General features: G+C 66.1%; 23 protein-coding genes. 9 read left to right on the top strand and 14 right to left on the bottom strand.

The window, feature by feature from the left end; all coding sequences use genetic code 11:
• Positions 1-74: 74 nt before the first annotated feature.
• The 6 genes from bchZ to ACO054_RS05675 all read right to left on the bottom strand — a co-directional run bounded on the left by bchZ (position 75) and on the right by ACO054_RS05675 (position 7,387).
• Positions 75-1,529 carry a chlorophyllide a reductase subunit Z gene (bchZ, locus tag ACO054_RS05700; RefSeq protein WP_421709477.1) on the bottom strand — a complete coding sequence of 485 codons (1,455 nt, stop codon included), beginning with the start codon at positions 1,527-1,529 and terminating at the stop codon, positions 75-77.
• A complete protein-coding gene (bchY, locus tag ACO054_RS05695) occupies positions 1,523-3,136 on the bottom strand; it encodes a chlorophyllide a reductase subunit Y (RefSeq protein WP_421709476.1) in 1,614 nt (537 codons plus the stop codon). The genes bchZ and bchY overlap by 7 nt, the downstream gene beginning before the upstream one ends.
• A gap of 20 nt (positions 3,137-3,156) precedes the next feature.
• A complete protein-coding gene (locus tag ACO054_RS05690; protein ID WP_421710331.1) occupies positions 3,157-4,128 on the bottom strand; it encodes a chlorophyllide a reductase iron protein subunit X in 972 nt (323 codons plus the stop codon).
• A gap of 74 nt (positions 4,129-4,202) precedes the next feature.
• Positions 4,203-5,138 (bottom strand): chlorophyll synthesis pathway protein BchC, encoded by a 936-nt coding sequence (gene bchC / locus ACO054_RS05685; protein WP_421709475.1) that lies wholly within the window; start codon positions 5,136-5,138, stop codon positions 4,203-4,205.
• A gap of 199 nt (positions 5,139-5,337) precedes the next feature.
• Positions 5,338-6,453, bottom strand: coding sequence for a methyltransferase (locus ACO054_RS05680; protein ID WP_421709474.1), 1,116 nt, complete (start codon positions 6,451-6,453; stop codon positions 5,338-5,340).
• Between the two features lie 61 nt (positions 6,454-6,514).
• On the bottom strand, positions 6,515-7,387 hold the full coding sequence (locus ACO054_RS05675; protein WP_421709473.1) for a polyprenyl synthetase family protein: 873 nt from the start codon (positions 7,385-7,387) through the stop codon (positions 6,515-6,517).
• Between the two features lie 114 nt (positions 7,388-7,501).
• On the opposite strand from ACO054_RS05675, the gene crtD reads away from it, so the two are divergent.
• Together crtD and ACO054_RS05665 are read left to right on the top strand one after the other, a co-directional pair.
• Positions 7,502-9,106, top strand: a complete 1,605-nt coding sequence (crtD, locus tag ACO054_RS05670; RefSeq protein ID WP_421709472.1) for a 1-hydroxycarotenoid 3,4-desaturase CrtD — start codon at positions 7,502-7,504, stop codon at positions 9,104-9,106.
• Positions 9,007-9,933 carry a carotenoid 1,2-hydratase gene (locus ACO054_RS05665; protein WP_421709471.1) on the top strand — a complete coding sequence of 309 codons (927 nt, stop codon included), beginning with the start codon at positions 9,007-9,009 and terminating at the stop codon, positions 9,931-9,933. The genes crtD and ACO054_RS05665 overlap by 100 nt, the downstream gene beginning before the upstream one ends.
• 19 nt (positions 9,934-9,952) lie before the next feature.
• Here ACO054_RS05665 and ACO054_RS05660 read toward each other — a convergent pair whose 3' ends face one another.
• The 8 genes from ACO054_RS05660 to ACO054_RS05625 form a co-directional block, all read right to left on the bottom strand.
• On the bottom strand, positions 9,953-10,117 hold the full coding sequence (locus ACO054_RS05660; protein ID WP_421709470.1) for a hypothetical protein: 165 nt from the start codon (positions 10,115-10,117) through the stop codon (positions 9,953-9,955).
• A gap of 3 nt (positions 10,118-10,120) precedes the next feature.
• Complete coding sequence (locus tag ACO054_RS05655; protein WP_421709469.1) at positions 10,121-10,618, bottom strand: TspO/MBR family protein; 498 nt, start codon at positions 10,616-10,618, stop codon at positions 10,121-10,123.
• 129 nt (positions 10,619-10,747) lie between these two features.
• On the bottom strand, positions 10,748-11,833 hold the full coding sequence (locus ACO054_RS05650) for a phytoene/squalene synthase family protein (RefSeq protein WP_421709468.1): 1,086 nt from the start codon (positions 11,831-11,833) through the stop codon (positions 10,748-10,750).
• 16 nt (positions 11,834-11,849) lie between these two features.
• Complete coding sequence (locus tag ACO054_RS05645) at positions 11,850-13,403, bottom strand: phytoene desaturase (protein ID WP_421709467.1); 1,554 nt, start codon at positions 13,401-13,403, stop codon at positions 11,850-11,852.
• A 49-nt stretch (positions 13,404-13,452) separates the two neighbouring features.
• The gene (gene bchO, locus ACO054_RS05640) at positions 13,453-14,376 is read right to left on the bottom strand and encodes an alpha/beta fold hydrolase BchO (RefSeq protein WP_421709466.1); all 924 of its coding nucleotides are present in this window, start codon (positions 14,374-14,376) and stop codon (positions 13,453-13,455) included.
• Positions 14,377-14,496: 120 nt separating this feature from the next.
• Positions 14,497-16,404, bottom strand: coding sequence for a magnesium chelatase subunit D (locus tag ACO054_RS05635; RefSeq protein WP_421709465.1), 1,908 nt, complete (start codon positions 16,402-16,404; stop codon positions 14,497-14,499).
• Positions 16,361-17,416, bottom strand: a complete 1,056-nt coding sequence (bchI, locus tag ACO054_RS05630) for a magnesium chelatase ATPase subunit I (protein ID WP_421709464.1) — start codon at positions 17,414-17,416, stop codon at positions 16,361-16,363. The genes ACO054_RS05635 and bchI overlap by 44 nt, the downstream gene beginning before the upstream one ends.
• A gap of 165 nt (positions 17,417-17,581) precedes the next feature.
• Positions 17,582-18,436 carry a LysR substrate-binding domain-containing protein gene (locus ACO054_RS05625; RefSeq protein WP_421709463.1) on the bottom strand — a complete coding sequence of 285 codons (855 nt, stop codon included), beginning with the start codon at positions 18,434-18,436 and terminating at the stop codon, positions 17,582-17,584.
• A gap of 108 nt (positions 18,437-18,544) precedes the next feature.
• Between ACO054_RS05625 and ACO054_RS05620 the strand changes: the two genes are divergently transcribed.
• From ACO054_RS05620 to ACO054_RS05590, 7 genes are all read left to right on the top strand, one after another.
• Positions 18,545-19,525 carry a TauD/TfdA family dioxygenase gene (locus ACO054_RS05620; protein ID WP_421709462.1) on the top strand — a complete coding sequence of 327 codons (981 nt, stop codon included), beginning with the start codon at positions 18,545-18,547 and terminating at the stop codon, positions 19,523-19,525.
• A gap of 8 nt (positions 19,526-19,533) precedes the next feature.
• On the top strand, positions 19,534-20,334 hold the full coding sequence (locus ACO054_RS05615; RefSeq protein WP_421709461.1) for an ABC transporter ATP-binding protein: 801 nt from the start codon (positions 19,534-19,536) through the stop codon (positions 20,332-20,334).
• Positions 20,335-20,387: 53 nt separating this feature from the next.
• A complete protein-coding gene (locus ACO054_RS05610; protein ID WP_421709460.1) occupies positions 20,388-21,104 on the top strand; it encodes an ABC transporter ATP-binding protein in 717 nt (238 codons plus the stop codon).
• Entirely contained in the window at positions 21,101-21,964 is an 864-nt protein-coding gene (locus ACO054_RS05605; RefSeq protein WP_421709459.1) for a branched-chain amino acid ABC transporter permease, read from the top strand. The genes ACO054_RS05610 and ACO054_RS05605 overlap by 4 nt, the downstream gene beginning before the upstream one ends.
• Positions 21,961-22,962, top strand: a complete 1,002-nt coding sequence (locus ACO054_RS05600; RefSeq protein WP_421709458.1) for a branched-chain amino acid ABC transporter permease — start codon at positions 21,961-21,963, stop codon at positions 22,960-22,962. The genes ACO054_RS05605 and ACO054_RS05600 overlap by 4 nt, the downstream gene beginning before the upstream one ends.
• Positions 22,910-23,452: a carboxymuconolactone decarboxylase family protein gene (locus tag ACO054_RS05595; protein ID WP_421709457.1), complete on the top strand. Its 543-nt coding sequence runs from the start codon at positions 22,910-22,912 to the stop codon at positions 23,450-23,452. Before ACO054_RS05600 ends, ACO054_RS05595 begins: the two co-directional genes overlap by 53 nt.
• A 102-nt stretch (positions 23,453-23,554) precedes the next feature.
• On the top strand, positions 23,555-24,802 hold the full coding sequence (locus tag ACO054_RS05590; protein ID WP_421709456.1) for an ABC transporter substrate-binding protein: 1,248 nt from the start codon (positions 23,555-23,557) through the stop codon (positions 24,800-24,802).
• The last annotated feature ends 68 nt before the right edge of the window (positions 24,803-24,870 follow it).

Below are 24,870 nucleotides of genomic sequence, written 5' to 3'. Positions count from 1 at the left end.
AACCTTCCTGTTACGGCGAAAGCGACCGCCTCTCGTCGCCCCGCCGTTAAAAGAGTCCCCAAAGAGCGTCGTACTCATGCCGCCCGCCCCTCCTGCTTGCTCTGCTGCGCCTGCAGATGAGCGAGCGTGACCTCCGAACCGCCGGCCCGACGGGCAGCCGCTTCGGCGCCGTCGCGCAGACCCTTCGCGAAGGAGATGCGTGTCAGGATCGGATGCGCGGCCACCAGCTCGTCGAGTGCCGCCTGCGCCTCGGGCTGCCAGGGAAGCTCGCGATGCAGCCGCGCCGGCGTTGGCTCGACCCGGTCCAACTCCGTACCCAGCGGCAGGATATGGAACAGAGCGTCGAACAGCTGGTTGCAGACTTCCTGAACCAGATAGGTGGCTCCGGCGTAGCCCATGAAGGGCGTGCCGGTATGACGCCGGACGATCGCGCCGGGGAAGGAAGCCGGCAGATACATCGCGCGTGCGCCGATCTCCGCGAGATACATGCGTTCGTTGTAGCTGCCGAAGAGAATCAGCGGCGTCTTCGTCCGGATCGCCTCGCGCACCGCGGCGTTATCCGGCTTCACGCCGGCCGACCGCCGAAACGAGAAGGTACAGGGCAGACCGAGTTCCACCTCCAGGAAGTTCCGCAGGCCGCGTTCGTAGGTCTCGTTTGCGACGATCGCGAAACTCGCGGTACCGAAGAAGTCCTGGGTTACCGACCGCCAGAGATCCCAAATCGGTTTGATCGTGGTGTGCTTCTCGCGGGCGATGAAGGGTTCCGGATCGAGCCCCGTCAGTTCCCCGAGCGCGCGCAGGAACTTGGTCGTCGAATGCAGACCGATGGGCGCCTGCAAATAGGGCTTGCCCAGCGCCTCGCAGAGCAGCCGTCCGAATTCGCGGTAGAGGCAGATGTTGACGTCCGCATCGACCAGTCGCCCGACATCCTTCAGATGGCTGCCCAAGGGGAAGACGAGATTGATCTCGCAGCCGATCCCCTCGACCAGCCGTCGGATCTCGGCCAGATCGCTCGGCATGTTGAACATGCCGTAGGCCGGGCCGAGGATGTTGACGCGCGGCTTGGCGCCCTCGGGCCGCTTGCTCTCCTTCGGCAGCTTGCCTTTGCGCAGCCCGAACTCTGTCCACAGCCAGTTCATCGCGCGATCGGCGCTCTGCCACTGGTCCTCATCGATGGTGCGCGGCAGGAAGCGACGAATGCCGGTCCCCTCAGGCGTGACCCCGCCGCCGATCATCTCGGCGATCGAACCGGTCACCACCACCGCCGGCTGGTTGGGGTCGAGCGTCTCGTGGGCGCGCTTCATCGCACCCTCGGTCCCCTTCTGGCCCAGTTCGTCCTCCGCCAGACCGGTCACGACGATCGGCAGTTCGTGGGGCGGCAAGGCATCGGTGTAGTGCAGGACGGAGGTGACCGGCAGATTCTCGCAGCCGACCGGGCCGTCGATGATGCACTGCAGACCCTTGATGGCCGTAAAGACGTAGACCGACCCCCAGTAGCCGCCCGCGCGGTCGTGGTCGAGCACTAGCATGCGCCGGCCTCCTTCGCGGACTGCGCCTTGAGCGGTTTGGCCGCTTGGGGCTTGGCGACCGGCCTAGCTGGCGCTGCCGGCTCCACCGGAAGCTCTTCCCAGATACCGGCGGCATGACCCGTCCCGACCCCGGCGAAGAAGTCGTCCATCTCCGCAAAGCGGGCCTTGTTGCCCAGGGCCGCGTTGACCACCTGGCCCAGCGACCCGGCACCGGCCGGCCCCATCAGCGGTCGGGCCGAAATCAGGTTGGTGAAGTACAGGGCAGGCACCGCCCGCTCCTTGGCCTTCTGAACCACCGGCGTGGTCCCGATCGCCAGGTCGGGTTGGAACTCGGCGAAGGCCGCAAGATCGTCCTCCAGGGAGGCGCGGTAGGTCACCGCGACGCCGCGGCTCTCCAGCCACTCGCGATCCGGGTCGGACCAGAGTGTGCGCGGGCAGGCCGTTCCCACGTAGCGGACATCGGCGCCGCTTTCGATCAGCAGCCGCGCCACGATCAACTCCGACCCCTCGTAACCGGACAGCGTGATACGTCCATCGATCGGTGCGCTTGCCAGGGCCGCCCGCGTGGCCGGCAGGAACTGGGCCTTGGCGGCATCGATCTGCTTCTCCGCGACGTTGCAGGCCTTGCCGATTGTCTCGAGCCAAGCGGCCGTGCCGTCGACGCCCACGGGCGCCGAGCCGACGACCGGACGGCCGGCCGCGTCGAACTCCCGCACCGAGGCGGTGTAGAAAGGATGGATCGCGGCGACCGCGGCGCAGTCGAGCGCGGCGTAGAGTTCGCGCCACTCCCGGGTCGGCACGGTCGGCCCCGTGGCAAGACCCAAGGGCTGTAACAGTGCGGCCAGTGTGACGGGGTCGGCAGGGAACATCTCGCCGAGCAGCGTCACCGTCGGTGCCTCGCTGGCACCGCCGCGCGGGCTTGCGACCGGCCCCTGCTCCGCTTCCGTCCGGGCGTAATTCAGCATCGCACCGGCCAGCACGTCCTTCGCCTCGGCATGGGTCGGCACGCCGAAGCCGGGCACGTCGATCCCGATGATCCGGACGCCGTTGATCTCTTTCGGCAGGAGCTGCAGCGGTACGCCGGATGCCGTCGGCACGCAGAGGTTGGTCACGACGACCGTGTCGTAGAGCTCGGGATCGGCCAACTCATGGACCGCCTCGCGGATGTCTTCGAAGAGCTTTCCCGTGACCAGCGTTTCCGAATTGAAAGGCACATAGCCGACGGTGCGGCGCGCACCGTAGAAATGCGACGTGAAGGTCAGCCCATAGACGCAGCAGGCCGAGCCGGACAGCACCGTAGCCGTGCGCCGCATCCGCAAGCCCACGCGCAGGGATCCGAAAGCCGGGCACATGGATTGCGGCTGGTCGTGCGGTCCCGTCGGATAGTCCTTCGCGTAGCGCTCCAGAGTCTCCGACTTACCCGCTTGCGCCGCAGCAGCCTTCAACTTGTCCTTCCCGGCGTGACACCCCAGACCATCCGTCTTGGTCGCCGCAAGATCGATGTCAGGCGCCACGCGGCCAGCCGGCGACGCACCCTGCGTCTTCGGCGCCGGCCCGCCTGCGTCCGGCGTAAACGTCATCGGCAAATCTGTGATCTTGCGTGTCATTCGAGATCCCTCCGCCTTACTCAGACCTCGTCGTAGACCACTTCGAGAGACGGCTTGTTCGCCACCGCTCCACCGCACATGTCTTCCAGGGTCGCCGGTTCGAGCACGACATCGCGACCCGTTTCAGCGGCCGAGAAGAGCGCCAGTAAACCGTCCTGATCGAGCGGCGCCGGCTCGCGCGGCGGCGCTTCCGCAACGTTCTTCGCCAATTCTTCGAACAGCCCGCCCCACTCCCCGCCGGGATAGCCAACGATCTGGTAGTTGGCCGACTTGCGGCGAATGTCCTCGTGTGCCGGGATCGACGCGAGCACGGGAATGCCCACCGCACTGGCGAAGGCTTTGGCCTCGCCGGTTCCGTCGTCCTTGTTCACGACCAGACCGGCGACGCCGACGTTGCCGCCCAGCTTGCGGAAGTACTCAGTCGCCGAGCAGACGTTGTTGGCGACGTAGAGCGACTGAAGATCGTTGGAGCCGACGACGATCACCTTCTGGCACATGTCCCGCGCAATCGGCAGACCGAAGCCGCCGCAGACGACGTCGCCGAGGAAGTCGAGCAGAACGAAGTCGAAGCCCCAGTCGTGGAAGCCGAGCTTCTCCAGAGTCTCGAAACCGTGGATGATACCGCGCCCTCCGCAGCCGCGCCCGACCTCGGGGCCGCCGAGTTCCATGGCGTAGACGCCATCTCTTTTGAAGCAGACATCGCCGATCTGCACCTGCTCGCCGGCAGAGGTCTTCTTCGAGGAGGTTTCGATGATCGTGGGACAGGCCTTGCCGCCGAACAGAAGCGACGTGGTATCCGACTTCGGGTCACAGCCGATCAGCAGCACTTTCTTGCCCTGCTGAGCCATCATGTAGCTCAGATTCGAAAGCGTGAAGGACTTGCCGATTCCGCCCTTCCCGTAGATTGCGATGATCTGCGTTTCCTTCGTCACCGGACCGCTGCTGGGAGCCTCCGGCTCGATAGCCGCCTCCTCGCGCAACCGCCGATGCATCTCAGCCGAGGCATCGGCCGGCGCTTCACGCGCCGCTTCGGTTGCACCGGTTTTCGTAGTCTCAGGGGTCGCCGTCATGAGCGCTCACTCCAATCCAGAATCATTTTCAGACAGGACGGATCTTCGAAGGCTGTTCGGTAGGCTGTCTCGGCGGCAGCGGCAGGCTCGCAATGGGTGATCAGACCGGCCAGCGAGAGTTTGCCGTCGTCGATCAGGTCCTTGGCGGCCAGCAGATCGGGGCGCTTCCATTCGGCCGCGACGCGCAGACGGGCCTCGCGCAAGAAGGCTGGTGGAAAGGCGAAGCTGAGCGGCTGGCTGTAGAAGCCGGCAAGCACGATCTCGCCACCGGGCGCGAGCTTGCCGATCAGACGGTCGAGCAACCCCTCGGCGCCGCTGACATCGTAGATCGCGCTGTAGCCGGAGGCCTCGTCCGTCGCCGGATCGACGACATCGTAACCGTCCGCTCCGTCGCGCCGGTCGGAATTCACTTCCCAAACGGTCGGACGACCGCCTTGGGCGCAGGTGATCCGCGCGAGAAGGCGACCGAGAACGCCATGACCGACGATTAGGTTCGGGAGTTGGCTCCCGCCGGCAATGGCGTGATAGGCGGTGGCCGCCAGAGCGAGCAGCGTCCCCTCCTCGGCCAGGTCGTCGCCTAGCGGGACCGTCTTGTCACCCGCCACCACCAGACGCGCGGCAGCACCTCCGAAAAGCCCCCGGACGTCGCGGTAGGCGTTGGTGCCCGGCACGTAGACGCGCTCGCCGACCGAGCGACCAGAGTCACGTCCCGCTTCGATCACCCGACCGACCGACTCGTATCCGGGAACCAGCGGATATCCCATGCCCGGAAAGGACGGCATCTTCCCGCTGTAGAGCAGGCGTTCCGTGCCGGTACTGATACCGGACCATTCCGTCTGAACGACGATGTCGCCAACCGCAGGATCGTTCAGGCCGACGCGATCCAGCGCTAGCTCTTTCGGTTCCCTCAGTACGACTGCCGTCGTTTCCATTGTGCCCTTCATCTCCCGACAGTAGCGGCGCCTCTGTCAGGGCGGCTTGACCGTCTGTGTAAGCGTAACTTTACGAACATATATGTCAAGCTTACATTACACATCGGCCGTCAACTTTGAGCTATCGCAATCGACACCCCTACGCCGCTCAGTTGCGGAGCCCCCTCTCAGCCGGCCCTCGCCGAACGACGGGAATCCCTCACGTCTCCGCCACCAGCAGCCTGACCAGCAGGGGCCGAGAGGTCGCGACCAACCGGCTCCGCCGGAACCCGGCCTCAGACAACAGGGCTTTCAGCTCTTCCGGATAGCGGGGCCGGCCGCTGCCCATGGCCAGGAGATAGAATCCGAAGTAGGCGGCCCCGGCCGGCTCAGCGCCCGATGCCCCGCTCATCGGTTCGGCCACGAGCAAACGACCGCCGTCGGGCAAGGCCGCGCGCACCGACTTCAGAAGCGCCAACGCGGAGTCGTCGTCGTGGTCATGGACGATCCGTACGAGCGAGACGACATCGGCGCCGCGCGGCAGGGGGTCCCGGTGAAAGTCGCCACCGGTCGTCGTCGCACGGTCGCTCAGGCCTGCCGCTTCGAAGGCGGAGTCGGCGCGCGCCGCCACCGCCGGCAGATCGAACAAGCGCAGTCGCAGGTGCGGCCAGCGCCGCGCAGCGGCCTGGAGGAACGTTCCCTGCCCGCCCCCGACATCCAGAAGGCAGCGGTGTCGCGCGAGCGGATAGGCGTTCAGTACCTCCTCCGCGATCATCGCCTGGGAGGCAGACATGAGATCGGAATAGCCTGCGGCTCCTCCCGGTGCCACGCGCCCCGGATCGGGGCTTCCGGCGTAGGCCCAGAAACGCTGCAAACGCGTCTCGCCGACTTGCCCGCGCAGAAGCGCGACGGGGTCGCTCAGATCCTCGTAGAGCAAGGCATGATGCGCGACCATCTCGGCGACCCCGCCGTTACCCAGCAGCGCGGCGCCGTGCGGCCCAAGGCCGTACCGCCCGCCGCTGCGCTTCTGAAGAAGCTTCAGGGCCAAGGCCGCCTCCAGAAGGCGACGAGTCTCCGCTTCGCTCAACGCCAGTCGCGGCGCCAGTTGGGCGACTGTCTGCGGCGAACCGGCCAGCTTCTCGAACAGCTGAAGGCGGACGCAGGCCAACAGGATCTGCGAGTAGATGAAACCGCCGCAGAGATCGAACAAAGCGGCGGCACGGCGCCGCGCGATCGGTCGCGTCAAGGGGAAAGTCGCGGCCCAACGTTGAAACCTGGCACTGGCCAGCAGCCCATCGCGCCACTCCAGCCAACGGTCTCGCAGGGTCGGCGTCATACCACCGGATTCATTTGCGCCGAGCAGCTCGCCCGGCGCTCGCTCGTGCGGTTGAAAGACCTCAGGCAACGCTCGCCGGAACCAGCCGCTTCGGCGTCAAGCGCTTGGCCTGAAGCAAGACCAACTGCCGCAGCTCCGACGCTCCCGGCGCGGCCGGGATCGAGTCGACCGCCTCGCCCAACAACTGCTGCAGGCGGGCACAGGCGCCTTCCAGTCCGAACTCCGCGACCGCGGTCGGACGCCCGAGGGCCTCGTCCTGACCGACAGGCTTGCCGAGTTCTTCAGGCGTACAGATCGCGTCGCGCAGATCGTCTGCGACCTGATAGGCCTCTCCCAACCGGTCTCCCAAGGTCCGCCAGGGACCGGGGTCGGCACCTGCGGAAACAGCACCCGCCACGCTGGCGGCAACGAAAAGCGCCCCGGTCTTGGCCCTCTGATAGCGACCGAGATCCGGATCGGGCTCGCTCTCCCAGGCCTGTCCTGCAACCAGACCGCCCGGCGTTCCGACAGAACGCGCCACCGTTACGGTCAAGGCCGGCAGCCTATGAGGCATCGCCGCACCGGCAAGAGCCAGGCACTCGAAAGCCATGACGATCAAGGCATCGCCTGCCAGGACACCTAGTGGTTCGCCGTAGACGGCGTGTACCGTCGGCTTGCCTCGGCGCAAATCGGCATCGTCGAAGCAGGGCAGATCGTCATGCACCAGGGATGCGCAATGCAGCAGCTCGATCGCCGCCGCCGCGGCATCGCTGAGGGCCGGTGTATCGTCGCCGCAGGCCTTCGCCACCGCGAGACAGAGTTGCGGACGGACCCTTGCGCCCCCAGGGAAGACCGCATGTCGCAGTGCAGACGCCAACTTCGGAGGTGCGGTATCTACCTCCGCGCGCACAAGGGCCCCGTTCAAGGCTTGTTCGATTCGCGTGGCAGCATCCATTCCAGCCTCCTCGGCAAAAGGACACTGTCAGGTTAACTTGTCGTTTTAAACTGTCAAGTTTACTGTACAGTCATATCTCTCTTTGTTCGAGGTTGCCCAAGGAGCGCCTAAAGGATGACCGCTCTCACCATCGGACCGGCACGCCTCATCGGACCGGCACGCCACGTCACGGCGGAGCGCATCGTCGTCGTCGGTGCGGGGATGGGCGGGCTGGCCGCAGCGATCGCGGCGGCGGGACAAGGTTTGCAAGTGACCCTTGTCGAGCGGGCGGAGACGCCCGGCGGCAAGATGCGCCAAGTAAAGGCCGGGAACGCTCTGCTGGATGGCGGCCCGACGGTCTTCACCATGAAATGGGTTTTCGACAGGCTCTTCGCGGAAGCAGGGACCGCTCTGGAAGATCGCTTGGAACTGGAGCGCGCGGAGACCCTGGCACGCCATGGATGGAGCGACGGCAGCCGCCTCGACCTCTTCGCTGACCCAGCCCGTAACGACGCTGCGATCGGAGCCTTCGCTGGCGCCTCCGAAGCGAAAGGGTTTCAAGCCTTTTGCCGGGATGCCAAGCGGATCTACGAGACGCTGAAAGACAGCTACATCGCCGCTCAGCGCCCCGGCCCGCTGGAACTGACCCGCAGAGCCGGCATTCCAGACCTAGCGGCGATCAAGCCCTTCTCGAGCCTCTGGAGCGCTCTCGGTGGCTACTTCCGGGACCCGCGGCTGCGCCAGCTCTTCGGGCGCTACGCGACCTATTGCGGCAGCTCTCCCTTCGATGCTCCGGCCACGCTGATGCTCGTCGCCCATGTGGAACTGGAGGGGCTGTGGCGGATCAAGGGCGGCATGCATCGTCTGGCCAGGACTATGAGCAAACTGGCAGCAGAACGCGGTGTATCGCTGCGCTACGAATGCGAGGTCGCAAAGATCCTTGTGGAACGCGGCCGCGCCTGCGGGGTCGAGCTGACCGACGGCGAAAGGCTGCAGGCCGACGCCGTAATCTTCAACGGCGATGCCTCGGCTCTCTCGTCGGGAAGCCTCGGCCGAGCCGCGGAACGTTCCGTCCCGAAGCTGCCGAGCGACAAACGCTCTCTCTCGGCCGTCGTCTGGACGCTGCTCGGACGGTCCCGCGACTTTCCCCTGCTGCATCACAACGTCTTCTTCTCGGACGCTTACCGGGCCGAGTTCGATGACATCTTCAAGCGAAACCGACTGCCGGAGCAGCCGACCGTCTATCTCTGCGCGCAAGATCGCGGAGAGAGCGGTCACTCTCCGCGGGACGACGAGTCTCTTTATCTTTTGGTCAATGCGCCGCCGCGCGCTGACCAGCGTCCTTTCAGCCCCGAGGAGATCGAGACATGCGCGGAGCGCGCCTTCGCCCTGCTGCAGCGATGCGGCCTGGAGGTCGAGCAGAGGCCGGACACGACGCTGGCGACCACGCCGAACGACTTTCACCGGCTGTTCCCAGCGACGGGGGGAGCCCTCTACGGACGCGCGTCGCACGGCTGGTCGGCGAGCTTCCAGCGCGCGGGCGCGCGCTCGAAACTGCCGGGCCTCTATCTGGCAGGGGGCAGCGTACATCCGGGCCCGGGAGTCCCGATGGCGGCCCTGTCGGGCCGACTGGCCGTGGAGTGCCTGCTGGCGGACTCGACTTCGCGACGCCGGTCAGCCCCGGCGGGTATCGCTGGTGGTACCTGGACGCGCTCAGCGACGACGGCCACCACGGACTGACGATCATCGCCTTCATCGGCAGCGTCTTCTCGCCCTACTACGCCTGGTCGGGGCGCAAAGCCCCCGAAGACCATGTCTGTCTGAACGTGGCGCTCTACGGCCCGCGCGCCCGTTGGGCCATGACCGAACGCGGGCACCGCACGCTCGACCGCGACACCGATCGCCTGACGATCGGTCCCTCGGCGCTGCAGTGGGACGGCGACCGCCTGACCGTCGAGATCGACGAAATCGCGGTTCCGCTGCCACGACGGATCCGAGGCCGCGTGCGGCTGATCCCCGAAAGTCTGTCCCATCGCCCATTCGTCCTGGACGGTCAGGAGCGCCATCGCTGGTGGCCGCTCGCCCCTGTCAGCCGGATCGAGGTGGAGTTGGACAGACCGGCGCTCCGTTGGTCCGGCCCGGCCTACCTGGACAGCAACGCCGGCGAGGAAGCTCTGGAGACCGCCTTCCGTTTCTGGACCTGGTCGCGCGCGGCACACAAGGAGGGGGCCACCGTCGCCTACGACGCGCAGCGCCGCGACGGCAGCGATATCTTCCTGGGTCTGGACTTCGATCGTCGCGGACAGGTCAGAGAGATCGAACTTCCGCCTCCAACACGGCTGCAATCCGGCCTGTGGGGCGTTCGCAGAGCCGCTCGCTGCGACCGAGGCGACGTCCAGCTCATGCGGACCTTCGAGGACGCGCCCTTCTACACCCGCTCGCAACTCTCGGGCCGGCTCTGCGGCCGGCAGGTCGCGGCGGTGCACGAGAGTCTCGACCTCGACCGCTTCGCAATGCCTTTGGTCAAGCTGATGCTGCCGTTTCGCATGCCGAGGCGATCCGGCTGAAGCCCGGTCGAGCCGGCGGCTAGCTGCCGCGGCCTTCTCCGGCGTCGCGAAGACTCTTGGACAGCTTTTCGGCCTCGCGCTTCTTTTTGAGCTTCTTCAATTGATACAGCTCCCAGAAGCCCCAGGCGAAAACCAGGCCTGGCAGGAGAATCAGTTCGAAGAGTTTCAGACCCGTGCCGCTCATGAGTCAGGCCTCCGCCCGCTGGCCTGCCGTTGGATTGAGTTGCACCATTCTGTAGTTGAGCGCAAAGGCGAGCGCGGACCAGCAGAGGTAAGGGACAAGCAACAGCGCCGCCCCGGTGTCGAACTGAGCGAAGACCGCGATGTTGACGGCAACGGCGAGCCACAGAAGTCCGGCATCGAGCAGGGCGAGGCGCATGTTCCGCAAACCGAAGAAAGCCGCCGACCAGAAGGCGTTGAACGCGAGCTGCAGTAGATAGACGACAACGGCCGAGGTCTCGAAGCCAACCTTCTGCCAGACCAGCCAGCCCGCGAAAGCGTTCATAGCGTAGAGCAGCATCCAAACCGGGCCGAACAGCCAGTTCGGCGGCACCCAGCTCGGCTTGCGCAAGTCCCGGTACCAAGCGCCCGGCTGGAAGATCGCACCGCTTAGGGCGACCAGGAAGTTCACGGCGATGAAACCGAGAAGAGCAAGGTTCAAGGGGTCGGTCAGCGTCTCGATCACGGCGTGTCCAGCGTATGACTGTGAAGTCGGCCGATGCTAGACTTGGAGCAGAACACGCGAGCTGCAAGCCGTTTTACCGATCTGGCGGAGGGCGGCGGCGCCCCCTACTACCCCCATATCGGCCCCGCGTCAGCTCTGACGCAGCGGCGTCGGCGCTCCAGATGGCTCCGCTACGTCGGTCTGTATCGCTCGCTCGCGTTTCTCGAGCCGGGCCAATATCTCCAGGCCGACCCCGATGTTCGCCCCCACCTGCCACCAGGAATGTCCAGTGCCGACCGTCCGGCAGTGAAGCGGTGCGTTGGAGACCGCGTCCACCAGATAAGCGGCCTCGGCCAGGGGGGCATGGGCCTCCGCCCTGGCCGACATCACCGCCGATGCCAGGGCACGCCACAGCAAAGCCTTCTGTCGGCTGCGCGCGACCACCGCGCGCGACGAAACGGAGTCATGGCCGCGCCGGGCCACTTCCCGGCCGATCTCGGCGTAGAGATAGCGGGCGGCGTAAATGCCGGGCCGGCAGGCGGCCGGCAATCCGGCAATGCCGGGACCGGCCCGCAGGTAAAGAGCCTCGGCCGCGTCCAGCAGCCGCGCGACGATCTCGCCGAGCGCTGTCTCGAAGGACGGCGCGGCGAGCCACCTGTCCGGATCCAGTCCAGCCTCGCGCAGCCAGATCCGCGGCAGGTAGAGCCGGCCTGCCCGCGCGTCCTCACCCACATCTCGGGCGATGTTGGTCAGCTGCATGGCGACCCCCAGGTCGCAGGCACGGCTAACGGCTTCTGGAGAGCGTGCCCCCATCAAGAGAGCCATCATCGCACCGACGGACCCGGCGACCCGAACCCCGTAGGCTTGCAGGTCGCTCAGAGTCTCGTAGCGGCGCCCTTCCGCGTCCCACGCGAAGCCTTCGATCAAGGCCTCCGGCAGAACCCGAGGGATCGCGTAGCGCTCGACCACCTCGGTAAAGGCGCGGTCGACCGCAACGTTCTCGGGTCGGCCGTCATAGACTGCGTCCAGCCGGGCCCGCAAACGCGCCACGGCAGCCAGACCGCAGCCTCCAGCCTGCTCGTCGACCGCATCGTCGGCCAGGCGACAGAAGGCGTAGAGCGCATAGGAGGGTTCGCGCACCTTCGCCGGCAGCAGCAAGGACGCCAGATAGAAGGACTTCGAACCGTTTCGGATCAAACTGCGGCAGGCGGTCCGGTCGGCCGCACGGGCCAGCATCGGGCGAAACCCGGGTTCAGACCAGTGCGTCTGCATTGGGAACCACCTCATCGAGAATTCTTGCGGAAGAGAGAACGCCGGGCAGACCCGCGCCCGGATGGGTGCCGGCGCCGACGATGTAAAGACGCTCGATATCCTCGCTGGCGTTGTGCGGCCGGAACCAGGCCGACTGAGTCAGCCGCGGCTCCATGCCGAAGCCGGCGCCCTTGTAGCTGAGAAGCCGGGTCTCGAAATCTGCCGGCGTCATCATGCGCTGGCTGACCACCGACTTGCGCAACCCCGGCAAAAGCGTCTCTTCCAGATGGGCCTCGATCCTGCGGCGATAGGACTCGGCCGCTTCGCTCCAATCCGTCCCGCTGTCCAGATGCGGCACCGGCGACAGGACGTAGAAGGCGTCGCAACCCTGCGGCGCCAGCGAGGGGTCGGTCGCCGTCGGGCGGTGCAGATAGAGGCTGAAGTCGTCGCTCAAGGTCTTGTTGCGGAAGATATCGCGGATCAGGCCGCGATAGCGCGGCCCCAGCAGGATCGTATGATGAAGCACCTCGTCGTAGCGACGGTCGGTCCCGAAGTACCAGACGAAAAGGCCGTTCGAGTAGGAGGCGCGCTCCAGGCTGCGGTCGCGCCAGCGCTTCCGCGCAGCCTGCGGCAGCAAGTGCTTATAGGTCCACGCCGTGTCGGCGTTGGAGACGACGACATCGGCTGCGATGATCTCTCCGTCCGCCAGACGCACGCCCGTCGCGCGGCGGCCATCCAGAAGGATTCTGGCGACTTCGGCATTACATCGGATGCGGTTCCCCTGCCCTGCGATCAACCCGGCCAAGCCGCGTACCAGCATGTTGGTGCCGCCCATGGCGAAGTGGACGCCCCACTTGCGTTCCAGGTGGTTGATCAAGGTGTAGACCGAGGTGACCGAGAAGGGGTTGCCGCCGACCAACAGGGGATGAAAGCTGAAGACCACTCGCAGCCGGGGGTCGCGCAGGTACTTCGCCACCATACCGTAGACCGAGCGGTGACCGCCCAGCCTCACCAGATCCGGCAGGACGCGCAGCATGTCGGACAAGCGCCCGAAGGGCACGTGGCCCAATTCCTCGAAGCCGATGCGAAAGACCGTCTCCGTCTCGCGCTGAAAGCGCTCGTAGCCCGCAACGTCATCGGGCGAAAAGCGCGCGACCTCCGCCCGCATCCGATCCGGGTCGCCGCAGTAGTCGAAGTGCGAACCGTCGTGAAAGCGGATGCGATAGAAGGGATCCATAGCCCGCAGCGTGACATCGTCGGCGAAGCGCTTGCCGCAGAGTGTCCAAAGATCCTCGAACAGGAAAGGCGCGGTGACGATGGTCGGGCCGGCGTCGAACACGAAACCGTCCTGGCGAAAGACGGAGGCCCGGCCGCCCGGCGCATCGAGCTTCTCCAGCACCGTTACGCGATAACCGCGCGCACCGAGCCGAACGGCCGCCGCCAGCCCACCGAAACCGCTGCCGATGACGACGGCATGCGGCCGACCATCCGGCCCTTTTTCCGACCTGTCGACGGGCAGTGTCCCACCGCGTCCGCTGATGTCCATCACGCGCATGACGCGAGTCTAACAGGCGCAGCGTCAAGACGTCACTACATAAAAATCGTCAAAATAAATTGACAGTGATGGAAGGCAGAAGGCCACGGGCATGCGCCACCTCCAGAATCGCTTCGGCGGTGCCCTCGGGGTCCTCTTCGTGGGCGAGATGCCCCAAACCTTCGAAGAGACGCAACTCCGCGCCCGGCACCTGCTCCGCGATCTGCCGGGCCTGATAGGGCCGGATGGCCCGATCCTCGCCGCCGACGAGCAGCGACAAAGGCACCTTCAGACTTGGTAGATCCCGGCGTAGGGACAGCAGGTCCCAACCCGCCATCATGCCCAGGGCCCCGGCGACATGGACCGGGTTTCGGGCAAGCCGGCCGTAAAGGTCGATCCCGCGTGGCTTCAAGGTGGATCCGGTCCCGGCGATGAGACGCCGCACGCTTCGCTCGTCCGCGCGGGCCGAGAAGACGCGCGGGACGATGGGGTTCCAGACAGCCAGCTTGACGGTCGGCGCGAACCAGGGACTTGAGGCACCCGGATAGGGCAGCAAGGCCCCGTTTAGGGCGATCAGAGCGGCCGGCGCGATCTGATCCTTGAGACACATCTGTGCCAGGATCGCGGCGCCGGCCGAATGCCCTGCGACCAGTTGGGGGGAGAGATCGAGCTGCCGCAGCAGCGCCTGAAGCCCGCGCGCCATGGCCGGCAGCGACAGGCCCCGAAGCGGCGGCAGGTCGGTGAAGCCATGTCCCGGCAGATCGGGAATCACGCAGATGAAATGCCGGGCCAGCAGCGGCGCCAGCGTCTCGAAGGAGTGGCTGGACGCCCCGGTTCCGTGAACCAGCAGCAGGACCGGTGTCTCCTCCCCCGTCGCCTCGGGTCCCAGCACCTGCACATGCCAGCGCAGTCGCCCTGCCCGCACGAAGCGGCTAGCTCCGCGATTGGGCCAGTCCCGCCCGTCGCTCTCCCATCTCAGGCGTTCACCGAACATCGGCCTCGGTCCCGTCCCGCCGACCTCGCCCAAATCCCAAAAGGGCCGGTCGTCCGGTACAATTCAAACTCCTGGATCGGACCAACACAAGCCCAGCCCCTCAACTCTGACGCCAACGCCTTATCTGCCGAGTGTCGCGCGCACGGCCGCGTCGAGCTTGCGCGCATCGGCCTGAGGCAAGGGAAGGTAGAGCGCCTGCATGAGCGCGGCGAGCGAGCGGGCCTTCTCGTTCGGTCGCGGAGAGGTGTCGATCAGCAAAGCCGTCAGTCGTTGGGCGGCGAGTCGCCGGGCCGCCGCCTCGGCATCGGCTCGGGCCTGAGGGCGTCCAGGCTGGCCGTCCCGGGCGATGTTGGCCTGGCCATCGGTCAGGAAGACGAGCAACGGGGTAATACCTCGTCTACGGAGATCGAGGCCGAGCGCAGCCGCCGCGTCGATGCCCGCAGCCAGAGGGGTTCCGCCGCCGCCGGGCAAGCCCGACAGGGCCCGTTTGGTCCGCACCAGCGAACGGGTCGGCGGCAGCAGAAGATCGGCGCTGTCGCCGCGAAAGGCCAGCAGCGCAACCTGATCCCGGCGCACGTAGCAGTCGGCCAGCAGCAGTTCGACGGCGCCCTTGGCCTCGGCGAGACGATTGAAGGCCGTGGACCCGGAGGCATCGACCGCGAAGACCGTTGCCGTCTCGCTTCTCTGCTTGAAGCGCGTGACCCGGAAGTCCTCCGACCGGATCGCGATACGGTCCGCCCGCTCCGCCTCGCGAGCACGCCGGAGCCGCTGCCAGGGGGCTGCGGCCCGCAAGGTCTCGACGAGATTCAAGCGCACTCCCGGCCTCGGCCGACCCGCCTGCGCCCCGATCGGGCGGCCTCGGCGCAGCGACTGCTTGGCCGCCCCGGCAGCACCGGATGTCTGAGCGCCGCGCGGTCCCTGCCCCGCCAGCTTGAGCCGGTCGAGCAGTCCCTTGGGAATCGCGGCGGCCGTGGCTTCCAGCACGCGATCGGACAGCTCCGGCTCTTCGCTCCGGCCGGGTTCCTCGTTCGCGTCCTCCGGAGCCGACCCGCCCTGACTCTCACTCGGCGACGGCGGTTCCTTTCCAGCCTCAGGGCTGTCGGTGTCTTCCGGAGGTGGCGCCGGCAACCGTGTTGCCCGATGCGCGAGCACGAGGGCGGCCGCCGTCTCGATGTCGGCATCTTCCACCGTCGTCCGGCCAGCGAGGGCCGCTACGGCACGGGCCGCCCTCAGGGCGCGCAAGGGCGCCCGCAAAGAGACGATGCCAAAGGCATCGGCTGTTCCGCAGAGTAGCTCGAGCCCCCGCTCCCCCGCATCGACGCTCGGCAGGAGATCGCGCGCCGCCGCGACGCCGCCTCCGTCCCAAGGCAAATCCGTCAGATCGCGAGGCGAAAGTCGCTCGAGATCGAGGTAGAAGCCGAGACGTTCACTCAGGACCGCAGGAGTGGCCTCTTCGGCGATACCTTCATCCTCGGCGACGACGCCGAAGCGCGTCGGCAAGCGGGCGGCCAGCCCGTCCCGCTCCAGAGCTACCTCGCCGCTGTCGAGGGTCACTGCGATTCGCGCGGCGGCAGAGGGCGACAGCCGTTCGGCCATGGCCAGGACGAGCACGCCGCCGTCGGCCTCCGCGAGCAGGCCCTTCTCGGCAACCGGCTTACCGCTTCGCAAGGTCGCCGTCAGATCCAGCCCACCGATCAGACGGTCGTCCGACACGCCGGCCGGCACCCGGCGGATCGGATCCTCGGTCGGCAAAAGACGTCGCAACAGCTCCATCCAGCCGGCGCGAACCGGGCCGGCCGGTGCACGCAGCACCACTCCACCGAGGCCGCAAGGATCAACTGCGAAGAGCGCGGCAACCAACCCCGCGACATACCAAGTCTGGGCGCCGACGGTTGAGTCTTCGGCTGAAGGACCGTCACCGGAGTTGGACGCCGCCCGACCGGGCAGGCCCGACTCCGGTATGCCCGCATCTGGCAGGATCGCGTCAGGCAGCGAAGACCTCCCCCAAGGCGCGATCCACCCGGACACCCGAACCGGCTTCGTCCAGCGGGTCGCGGCGCAGGCGGTGGCGTAGAGCGGAGGGTGCGATCCGGCGCAGGTGGTCGTCCGAGACCTCCTTCTTGCCTTCCAAGGCCGCGAGCGCCCGTGCCGCCCGCACCAGGGTCAACTCGCCCCGCAGACCGTCGGTGCCGAGCGCCATGCAAAGCGTCGCAGCCCGGCGATAGGCCGCCTCCGACACCTCGACGTCTTGCAGTTTCTTCCGGGCCGAAAGCAGGCGGCGACGCAGCTTCTCGCTCTCCTTCGCCCAGGTCTCGCAGAAGACGGCAGGATCGCGCTCGAAGCTGTCGCGACGGCGCACCACCTCGATGCGTGTATCCAGGTCTTCGGGGGTGGTGACCTCGACCGACAAGCCGAAACGGTCGAGCAACTGGGGACGAAGCTCTCCCTCCTCCGGATTTCCGGAACCGATCAGCACGAAGCGCGCCGGGTGCCGAACGGAGAGGCCTTCCCGCTCGACCAGATTCTCACCGGAGGCGGCGACGTCCAGCAGCAGATCGACGATGTGGTCCTCCAGCAGGTTGACTTCGTCGATATAGAGAAAGCCGCGATTGGCACGTGCCAGCAGGCCCGGCTCGAAGGCCTTTTCGCCATGGGCCAACGCGCGCTCCAGGTCGAGTGCGCCGACCACCCGATCCTCCGTCACGCCAAGCGGTAGGTCGACGACGGGAACCGGCACCTTGGCCGTCTTCAGTTTGACGCGCTCGTGTCCATGGGTCGGGTCGGCCGGCTCGCAGAGATGGCAAAGACCCTGCGGCGTCGCAGGGTCGCAGCCGTAGGGGCAACCGAGCAGGACCTGCTGTTCGGGCAACAGCGCCGCGAGGGCGCGTATCGTCGTGGACTTGCCGGTGCCACGATCCCCGAAGACGAGCACGCCCCCGATGCCGGGATCGATTGCGGCGATCAACAGGGCCTGCCGCATCTCCTCCTGTCCGACGATCGCCGGAAAAGGGAAAGCCAACCGCTTCGAAGCAGAACTCATGGGGTTCGCGCTCGCCCGTTGTGGCTCATCTGCCAAGCTCCCCGGCAGCCGACCGCTGCCTACACCGCCGCCAAGCCTCGTCTCTCAATCGTCAGCACACTGAAAACCTATACTTTCTATCTTCGGTTACCAACCTCGGCTTGCCGGGATCGCCGCAAGCTTGGATCAGGCCCGCAGTTTCAGGCGGATGTAGTCCTCCAGGCAGCGTACGGCGTCGGAAGTTGCATCGGGTGCGCGGTAGAGAATCAACTCGACACTCGGAAGGCTCGGCAAACCCTCGGCACGCCCGACCTCCCGGACGTCGGAGGTCACGGTACTGCGCGCGACCACGGATACCGCGAGGCCCGACATGACCGCGGCATAGAGGCCACCGATACTCGCGCTCTCGCACACCACCTTCCATTGTCGTCCCGACCGCTCGAGCGCATCCAACGCCATGGTGCGATAGAGATTGCCGGCGGGGAGCATAGCGAGCGGTAGAGGGCTGCGGGCGGCGGCATCGAGGCCGAGGCCGGAGATCCAGACAAGCTGTTCGTCACGCACCCGGCTGCCGCCCGCCATGAAAGGTTGGCGCGTGACCAGCGCGATATCGATCTCGCCGCGCCCCAGGTCTTCCAGCAAGCGGTGGCTGAGACGGCAGCGCAGCTCGATCTGGACTTCGGGAAAGGTCCTGCCGAACTCGCCCAGCACAGAGGGAAGAAGGTAGGAGGCATAGAGGTCCGGAGTCCCGAGGCGCACCGTGCCGACGACGGGAGGCTGGTCGAGACGTGCCTTCATCTCGTCCTGCATGCGCAGAATACCCCGCGCGTAACCGAGCGCCACTTCGCCCGTCGCCGTCAGCATCAACCGGCGCCCCTGCCGTTCGAAGAGTTTGCAGGAAAGCTGTTGCTCCAACTTGCGAAGATGTTGACTGACGGCGGATTGGGTCAGGGAGAGCTGACGCGCCGCTGCCGTCGCGCCTCCGTGATCGACCACAGCGGTCAAGGTGCGCAACAGAACCGGATCGACGTCGTAGCGCATAACATAAGAATTCCTAATGAAATACAGTTCTAAACATTATTTCCGCTTCTGTATCCATTCGGCTAGCTTTTTCGTCGCCGCTAGCGAAACCGGACAAGAGCGAAGCAGATGCCGCAGCCCCAATCGGACGTCGAACGAGCCGGCCGAGGCGGCGCCTGGATCCGCCGAGATATCGCCCTGGAACGCGTGACCCTGACTCTCGACGCGGAAGTCCGTGAGGAACTCCTGGGCGTCGTGGCGCATCTCCGGCATCGTCCGCTGCCGACAATCCTGCTCTCACCCTCGGACTTCGCGTTGCCGGCGAGCCGCCGCCTGGCCGCGGAGATCCGCCACCTGCTGACCGACGGCCCGCGCTTCTGCCTGGTCGACCGGCTGCCGATTGAGGAGATCAGCGCCGAAGAAGCCAAGGCCTGCTACTGGCTCCTGTCGTCGCTGGTCCGCCGGCCCGTCGCCCAAAAGCTCGACGGCACCATGATCTACGACGTCCGGGACACCGGCTTGAAAGCCGATCCCGGCTCCGGCGTGCGACCGGACAAGACGAACATCGACCTGACCTTCCACAACGACAACGCCTACAACGCCTGCATGCCCGAGGTGGTGGGGTTGCTCTGCCTGAAGACCGCACGCAGCGGCGGCCGCAGCCGGGTGATGAGTTTCGACACCGCCCATCAGGCGCTGCTCGAGCGCGCGCCCCAGGTCGTACCGCGTCTCTACGAACCCTTCTGGTTCGACCGGCAACGCGAACACCGCGACGACGAAGAGCCGACCTTCGCCGCACCGATCTTCGTCAAGGCGGGCGAGGAAGTTCAGGCGCGACTGGGACTGCACCAAGTCCGCAACGCCTATGCGATGCGTGGCGAAGAACTGGACCGGGAGGGTCGGGAGGCCATCGTCGCCCTCGAGGAGGTCTTCGCGGATCCCGACCTGCAGTTCGACTTCGCCATGGAGGCAGGTCAGATACAGTTCGTCCACAACCTGACCGTCGGTCACAGCCGCACGCAGTTCGAGGACTTCGCCGCACCGGAGCAGCGCCGGCATCTCGTGAGGCTTTGGCTTCGCGACAGCGGCGACAGGTCGTACCCGGGGTGAGCGGCAGCATGACCGCAACGCCGCAGGAGGCAACAGGCCAAGCCCGGTCCGGCCTGCTGAACATCCAAGGCGTATCGAAGCACTTCGGAGGCGTGAAGGCGGTCGACGACTGCTCCCTGTCCATCGCCGCCGGCACGATCACGGCCATTATCGGTCCGAACGGGGCCGGCAAATCGACCCTGATGAATCTGATCGGCGGCCTCTACAGACCCGACAGTGGGCGGATCCTGTTCGACAGCGCCGATGTGACCGCCCTGCCGCCCCATCTGCGGGCCAGACGCGGACTGATGCGCACCTTTCAGATCTCCCGAGAGCTTGCCCAGCTGACGGTCCTCGAAAATGTCCTGCTGGCCGGCCAAGGGGGCCGCATCGAAACGCCTTTCGCCGCCTTTCTGATACCGCGAAAGGTCGAGCGGGAGGAACGCCGGCTCGCGCGACGCGCAAAGGAACTGCTTGAGCGCGTCGGCTTGTTCCGACTGGCCGACATGCCGGCCGCCGGCCTTTCGGGAGGGCAGAAGAAACTACTGGAACTCGCCCGAGCGCTGATGCTCGAACCGAAACTGATCCTTCTGGACGAACCGGCGGCCGGCGTCAGCCCACCCATGGTGCGCGAACTGGCCCGCACGATCCGCGAGCTGCGCGACGAAGGCATCACGATCGGCCTGATCGAGCACGATATGGAGCTGGTCGCCGAACTGGCCGATCGAGTCGAGGTGTTGGCCGAAGGCCGTAACCTGACGAGTGGCACTTTCCACGAAGTGACGCGCGACTCACGGGTGGTTGAAGCCTACCTTGGGGGTGTGGCGTGACTCCGGCTGCCTCCAAATCCGTCGCCCCCAATTGCGCCGCCCCAGATCTCGTCATGCCGCTCGCCGTCCGCGACCTGCGGGTCGGCTACGGCGCTGGCGACATCCTGAAGGGCGTGAGCTTCGACGTTCCGCCGGGCGCGATCTTCACCGTCGTCGGACCGAACGGATCGGGCAAGTCGACGCTGATCAAATCCATCGCAGGTCTGGTGCCGGCGCGAGAGGGCACCATACATCTGCTCGGCGACGACATCACCGCACTCCTCGCGAACCAGAGGGTGAACTCCGGCCTCGCCTACGTTCCGCAAGAACACAACGTCTTTCGTAACATGACGGTCGGCGAGAATCTCAAACTCGCGACCGAATTCCTGCAGGCCGACCGCGTGGCAACCACGACGCAACGCGAGAAGGTGCTGGAGATGTTTCCGGACGTGGCCGAGCGGCTGCAGCTACAGGCGGGAAATCTCAGCGGCGGGCAACGTCAGATGCTCGCCTTCGCCTGCGCGCTCATGGCGAATCCCGAGCTTCTGTTGCTGGACGAACCCTCCGCAGGACTGTCACCCAAATTCGTCGAACAGATCTTCGCCGCCGTGCAGACGGTGCGGGACTCAGGCGTCACCATCTTCATGATCGAGCAGAACGTCGCAGCGTCCCTGCCCTTCTCCGATACCGCCCTGGTGCTGGTCGCCGGCGAGGTACGGCTTATCACAACCGCCGACTCTCTGCTTGCCGACCACGATCTGCACCAACTCTACCTGGGCCGCGCGGCATGATCGCACAGCTCGCGATCAACGGCCTGATCACCGGGATGATCGTGGCGCTGCCGGCGGTCGCGCTCACCCTGATCTTCTCGATCCTCAAGTTTCCCAATTTCGCGATCGGCGGCATGCTGACAGCTGGCGCCTACCTGGCCTGGGCCTTCAACTCGCTCGCCGGCCTGCCGCTGCTGGCTGCGGCCACCGCGGCCGTTTTCGCCTTCGCGGCAATCATGGTCGCAAGCGACAAGCTGGTCTTCCGGCCCTTGCGCGACCGTGGGCCGATCACCCTGCTGGTCGCCTCGATGGGACTGTCCTTCATCCTCGAGAACGTCTGCCGTCTGTTCTTCGGAAACCTGGCCCGCAATTTCGACATCCCGATCGAACGGCCCTATCGGATCGCCGGCTTGCGGATCAATCCGGAGCAGATCACCACCGCCATCGTGACCTTGCTGGCCATGGCGGCGGTCTATCTGCTGCTGCGCCACAGCCCGCTCGGGCGCGCCATGCGCGCCGTGGCCGACAACCCGTCGCTGGCGGCGGCGCGCGGTATCGACCGCGACCGCACGATCATGTGGACCTGGATCCTGGCCGCCGCTCTGACCGTTATCGCCGGCGTGCTGATCGGCATGGACCGGGCGATCGATCCGATGATGGGCTGGAGCTACATCATCACGATCTTCGCGGCGGCGATTCTCGGCGGCTTGGGCAGCCCGGTGGGCGCGGTCCTGGGGGCGCTCGCGGTCGGGCTCGTCCAGGAACTCTCCATCCTCGTCATCGAGCCCCAGTACCGACAAGCCGTCAGCTTCGTCGCTATCGCGTTGCTGCTCCTCTTCCGCCCGCAAGGCCTATTGGGCCAGGCAAGGATCGCACGATGATCGCCTATCTCGTCACCATCCTCACCCTGGTCAGTATCGCCGCGATCCTCGCGCTCGCCCTCAATCTCCAATGGGGCCTCTGCGGTATGGTCAACTTCGGGATCGTGGGTTTCTTCGCTCTGGGCGCCTACACCGCCGCGCTGCTTGCCATGGCCGGGGCCGGGCCAGTGGCAGCGACCTTCGGCGCGATCGCGATCTGCGCCGCTGCGGGAGCCTTAGTCGCGCTGCTGTCGCTCCGTCTGTCCGAAGAATACCTCGCCATCGTGACCTTGGGATTCGGCGAGATCGTTCGCCTGGTCTCGCTGAACGAGGCCTGGCTGACCGGCGGCGCCCTGGGCCTGCCCGGTATTCCCCGCCCCTTCTTCGATCTGGTTCCCGCCGGGTCTTACGAGGTCTATTTTCTCGGGCTCTGCCTGCTGGTCCTGCTCGGCGTCTTCCTCGGCCTCGAACGCCTGACGCGCTCGCCCTTCGGACGCCTGGTCCGCTCGGTGCGCGAGGACAGCGTTGTTGCGGCGACACTGGGCAAGAACGTGGTGCGTACCCGCATGATCGCCTTCGCCATCGGCAGCGGCGTCACCGCAATCGCCGGCGCCCTGCATGCCTTCTTCTTCAGCTACATCGACCCCAGCCAGTTCACTCCGATCGTTTCCGCCTACGCCTTCATGGCAGTGATAGCCGGAGGCCGCGGCAGCAATCGCGGCATCCTTCTCGGTGCCTGCACCGTCATGGTCCTGCTGGAGGGCAGCCGGTTCCTCAAGGACTTCATCGAGGTTCTGGATTCCGATCAACTCGCCGCCGTACGCCTGATCCTGATCGGCCTGGGCCTCATTCTCTTCTTGATCTTCTACCCGCAGGGTTTCGGCCGGGAGCCGCGCCTGAAGGCCGGCCGCCTACTCGACGAGCCGGACGCCCCGCATCCCACTTCGACACAACCTGGAGACCCGAATGGCCCGAGTCAGTCCCGTCCCGTCTTCCGCGCTGCCGCCCCGAACCGCTGAAATCTTCGAGGCCTACGCCAGCTCCTACGGCCCCTTCCGCAATCAGGTCGAGGTGATGGCGCACGTGCCGGCGGCCGTCGAGCACATCCCGGCGCTTCTAATGGACCTGAAGCGCCAGAAATCCGTGCCTTGGCGCTACATCGAGCTGGCCATCGTCGTCGTCTCGAAATTGAACGAATGTGAGTACTGCGTCGCGCATCACGCCCCCGTTCTGGAGGTCGAAGGCATTTCGCAAGCCGGCATCGCGCGTATCCTGGACTACGACGACCATCCTGAACTGGATGAGGCCGACCGGGTCGTGATCGAATACGCGACCCAAGTCACACAGACGCCGCAGCGGATCCGAGACCGCATGTTCGAGCGGCTGCGGGTGCACTTCACCGAAGCGCAGATCGTCGAGCTGACCCTGCGTATCGCCCTTTGCGGTTTCTTCAACCGCTTCAACGACGCGCTGATGATCCAGATGGAGGCCGAGGCCGAACCGGCCTGACCTTCACCGCGAACCAGCCCCCGCGACGACTAGGAGCCGACGGAGAGCGGCCCGAAAGAGAAGACTTCAAAGCGAACAGGGTTTCACGAGGAGACTGCAACGATGTCCAAGACCAAACGACCTGTCCGAACCTCCATCACCCGACGCCGCGCGCTTCAGGGCATGGGCGCCCTGGCCGGAGCCGCCGTGGCGGCACCCTGGGTCCGCCCGGCTTCCGCCAACGAGCCGATCCCCATCGGCATGGTCATCCCCTTCACCGGTGCGACCGGCGCCTACGGTCCGGAAATGGAGAAGGCCGCGCGTCTCGTCGTCAAGCAGATCAACGAAGCCGGCGGCCTGCTGGGCGGTCGTAAGATCGATCTGGTCATCGAAGACTCCGAGAGCATTCCAACAGCTGGCGTCGCCGCCACCAAGAAGCTGCTGGAGGTGAACCGGGTCGAGGCCATCATCGGCTACTGGGGCAGCCCGATCGCCATGGCCTCCAAGCAACTGATCCTCGATGCCGGCAAGGTCATGATGGTGTCCTGCGCGGCCGACGCCGTGACCCAGGAGCCCCACGGCGGCCACATCTGGCGGTTCCAGGCCAAAAGCACCCAGTGGGGACCGGCCGGCGCCAAGATCATGCAGCAGAACGGCCAGAACAAAGTCGCCGTGCTGGCGCAGCAGAACCCCTTCGTGATCTCGATGGTCGCGCCCTTCCGCGCGGAGATCGAGCGCAACGGCGGAGAGGTCGTGAAGGAGGTAGTCTACAACCCCGACCAGCCGTCCTACCGTGCGGAGGTCGAGGAGGTCTTCGGAATGGAGCCGGACGGCGTTTTCATCCCGGGCCTGCTCACCGACTTCAGCTCGATCGTGAAGGAGTACTACCGCGCCGGCTTCACGACCCCGATCACCTCCCTGTCGATTGCCGCAGACGCGAACGGCAAGTTCCTGGAGAACGTCGGAGCCGAGATCGCGGAAGGGGTTCACCACTTCCAACCCGCACCGCCGATCGACAGCGAGAACTACAAGCGCTTCCTTTCGGAGATGGGAGAGTCGGACGACACGGTCTTCCTCTTTGCCGGAAACGCCTACGACCAGATGTCGATGACAGCACTGGCGATCGAAAAAGCAGGCACGACCGATGGGAAAGTCTGGACCAAAGAGATCATGGGTCTCGCCAATCCAGGCGGCGTAAAGACGATGGACCCGCTCGAAGCGCTGGATCTCATGCGCAGCGGCGAGGACATCGACTTCATTGGCGCTGGATCGGACTGCGACTTCGACGATCAGGGCGACCAGGTGAACCGGCATTTCCTACATCGCGTCATCCGCAACGGTGAGAACGTGAAGGTACAGGTCATCACCTGACCCGAGGCGGACCGTCGAGCGGTTCCGGCGACCGCTCGACGGTCTCCTTCGCCACCAGGTGTTCATCA

It is taken from the genome of Algihabitans sp. (assembly GCF_965226985.1).
Lineage (GTDB): Bacteria > Pseudomonadota > Alphaproteobacteria > Kiloniellales > DSM-21159 > Algihabitans.
Note: the sequence above shows the minus strand (reverse complement) of the source record. Positions and strands in the feature narration are given on the sequence as shown.

What these genes read in the sequence shown, in the direction of transcription:
- bchZ (WP_421709477.1), bottom strand. Translation starts at nt 1,529, where the DNA reads ATGCTAGTGCTCGACCACGACCGCGCGGGCGGCTACTGGGGGTCGGTC.
- bchY (WP_421709476.1), bottom strand. Translation starts at nt 3,136, where the DNA reads ATGACACGCAAGATCACAGATTTGCCGATGACGTTTACGCCGGACGCA.
- ACO054_RS05690 (WP_421710331.1), bottom strand. Translation starts at nt 4,128, where the DNA reads ATGCATCGGCGGTTGCGCGAGGAGGCGGCTATCGAGCCGGAGGCTCCC.
- bchC (WP_421709475.1), bottom strand. Translation starts at nt 5,138, where the DNA reads ATGGAAACGACGGCAGTCGTACTGAGGGAACCGAAAGAGCTAGCGCTG.
- ACO054_RS05680 (WP_421709474.1), bottom strand. Translation starts at nt 6,453, where the DNA reads ATGACGCCGACCCTGCGAGACCGTTGGCTGGAGTGGCGCGATGGGCTG.
- ACO054_RS05675 (WP_421709473.1), bottom strand. Translation starts at nt 7,387, where the DNA reads ATGGATGCTGCCACGCGAATCGAACAAGCCTTGAACGGGGCCCTTGTG.
- crtD (WP_421709472.1), top strand. Translation starts at nt 7,502, where the DNA reads ATGACCGCTCTCACCATCGGACCGGCACGCCTCATCGGACCGGCACGC.
- ACO054_RS05660 (WP_421709470.1), bottom strand. Translation starts at nt 10,117, where the DNA reads ATGAGCGGCACGGGTCTGAAACTCTTCGAACTGATTCTCCTGCCAGGC.
- ACO054_RS05650 (WP_421709468.1), bottom strand. Translation starts at nt 11,833, where the DNA reads ATGCTGGCCCGTGCGGCCGACCGGACCGCCTGCCGCAGTTTGATCCGA.
- ACO054_RS05645 (WP_421709467.1), bottom strand. Translation starts at nt 13,403, where the DNA reads ATGCGCGTGATGGACATCAGCGGACGCGGTGGGACACTGCCCGTCGAC.
- bchO (WP_421709466.1), bottom strand. Translation starts at nt 14,376, where the DNA reads ATGTTCGGTGAACGCCTGAGATGGGAGAGCGACGGGCGGGACTGGCCC.
- bchI (WP_421709464.1), bottom strand. Translation starts at nt 17,416, where the DNA reads ATGAGTTCTGCTTCGAAGCGGTTGGCTTTCCCTTTTCCGGCGATCGTC.
- ACO054_RS05625 (WP_421709463.1), bottom strand. Translation starts at nt 18,436, where the DNA reads ATGCGCTACGACGTCGATCCGGTTCTGTTGCGCACCTTGACCGCTGTG.
- ACO054_RS05620 (WP_421709462.1), top strand. Translation starts at nt 18,545, where the DNA reads ATGCCGCAGCCCCAATCGGACGTCGAACGAGCCGGCCGAGGCGGCGCC.
- ACO054_RS05615 (WP_421709461.1), top strand. Translation starts at nt 19,534, where the DNA reads ATGACCGCAACGCCGCAGGAGGCAACAGGCCAAGCCCGGTCCGGCCTG.
- ACO054_RS05610 (WP_421709460.1), top strand. Translation starts at nt 20,388, where the DNA reads ATGCCGCTCGCCGTCCGCGACCTGCGGGTCGGCTACGGCGCTGGCGAC.
- ACO054_RS05605 (WP_421709459.1), top strand. Translation starts at nt 21,101, where the DNA reads ATGATCGCACAGCTCGCGATCAACGGCCTGATCACCGGGATGATCGTG.
- ACO054_RS05600 (WP_421709458.1), top strand. Translation starts at nt 21,961, where the DNA reads ATGATCGCCTATCTCGTCACCATCCTCACCCTGGTCAGTATCGCCGCG.
- ACO054_RS05595 (WP_421709457.1), top strand. Translation starts at nt 22,910, where the DNA reads ATGGCCCGAGTCAGTCCCGTCCCGTCTTCCGCGCTGCCGCCCCGAACC.
- ACO054_RS05590 (WP_421709456.1), top strand. Translation starts at nt 23,555, where the DNA reads ATGTCCAAGACCAAACGACCTGTCCGAACCTCCATCACCCGACGCCGC.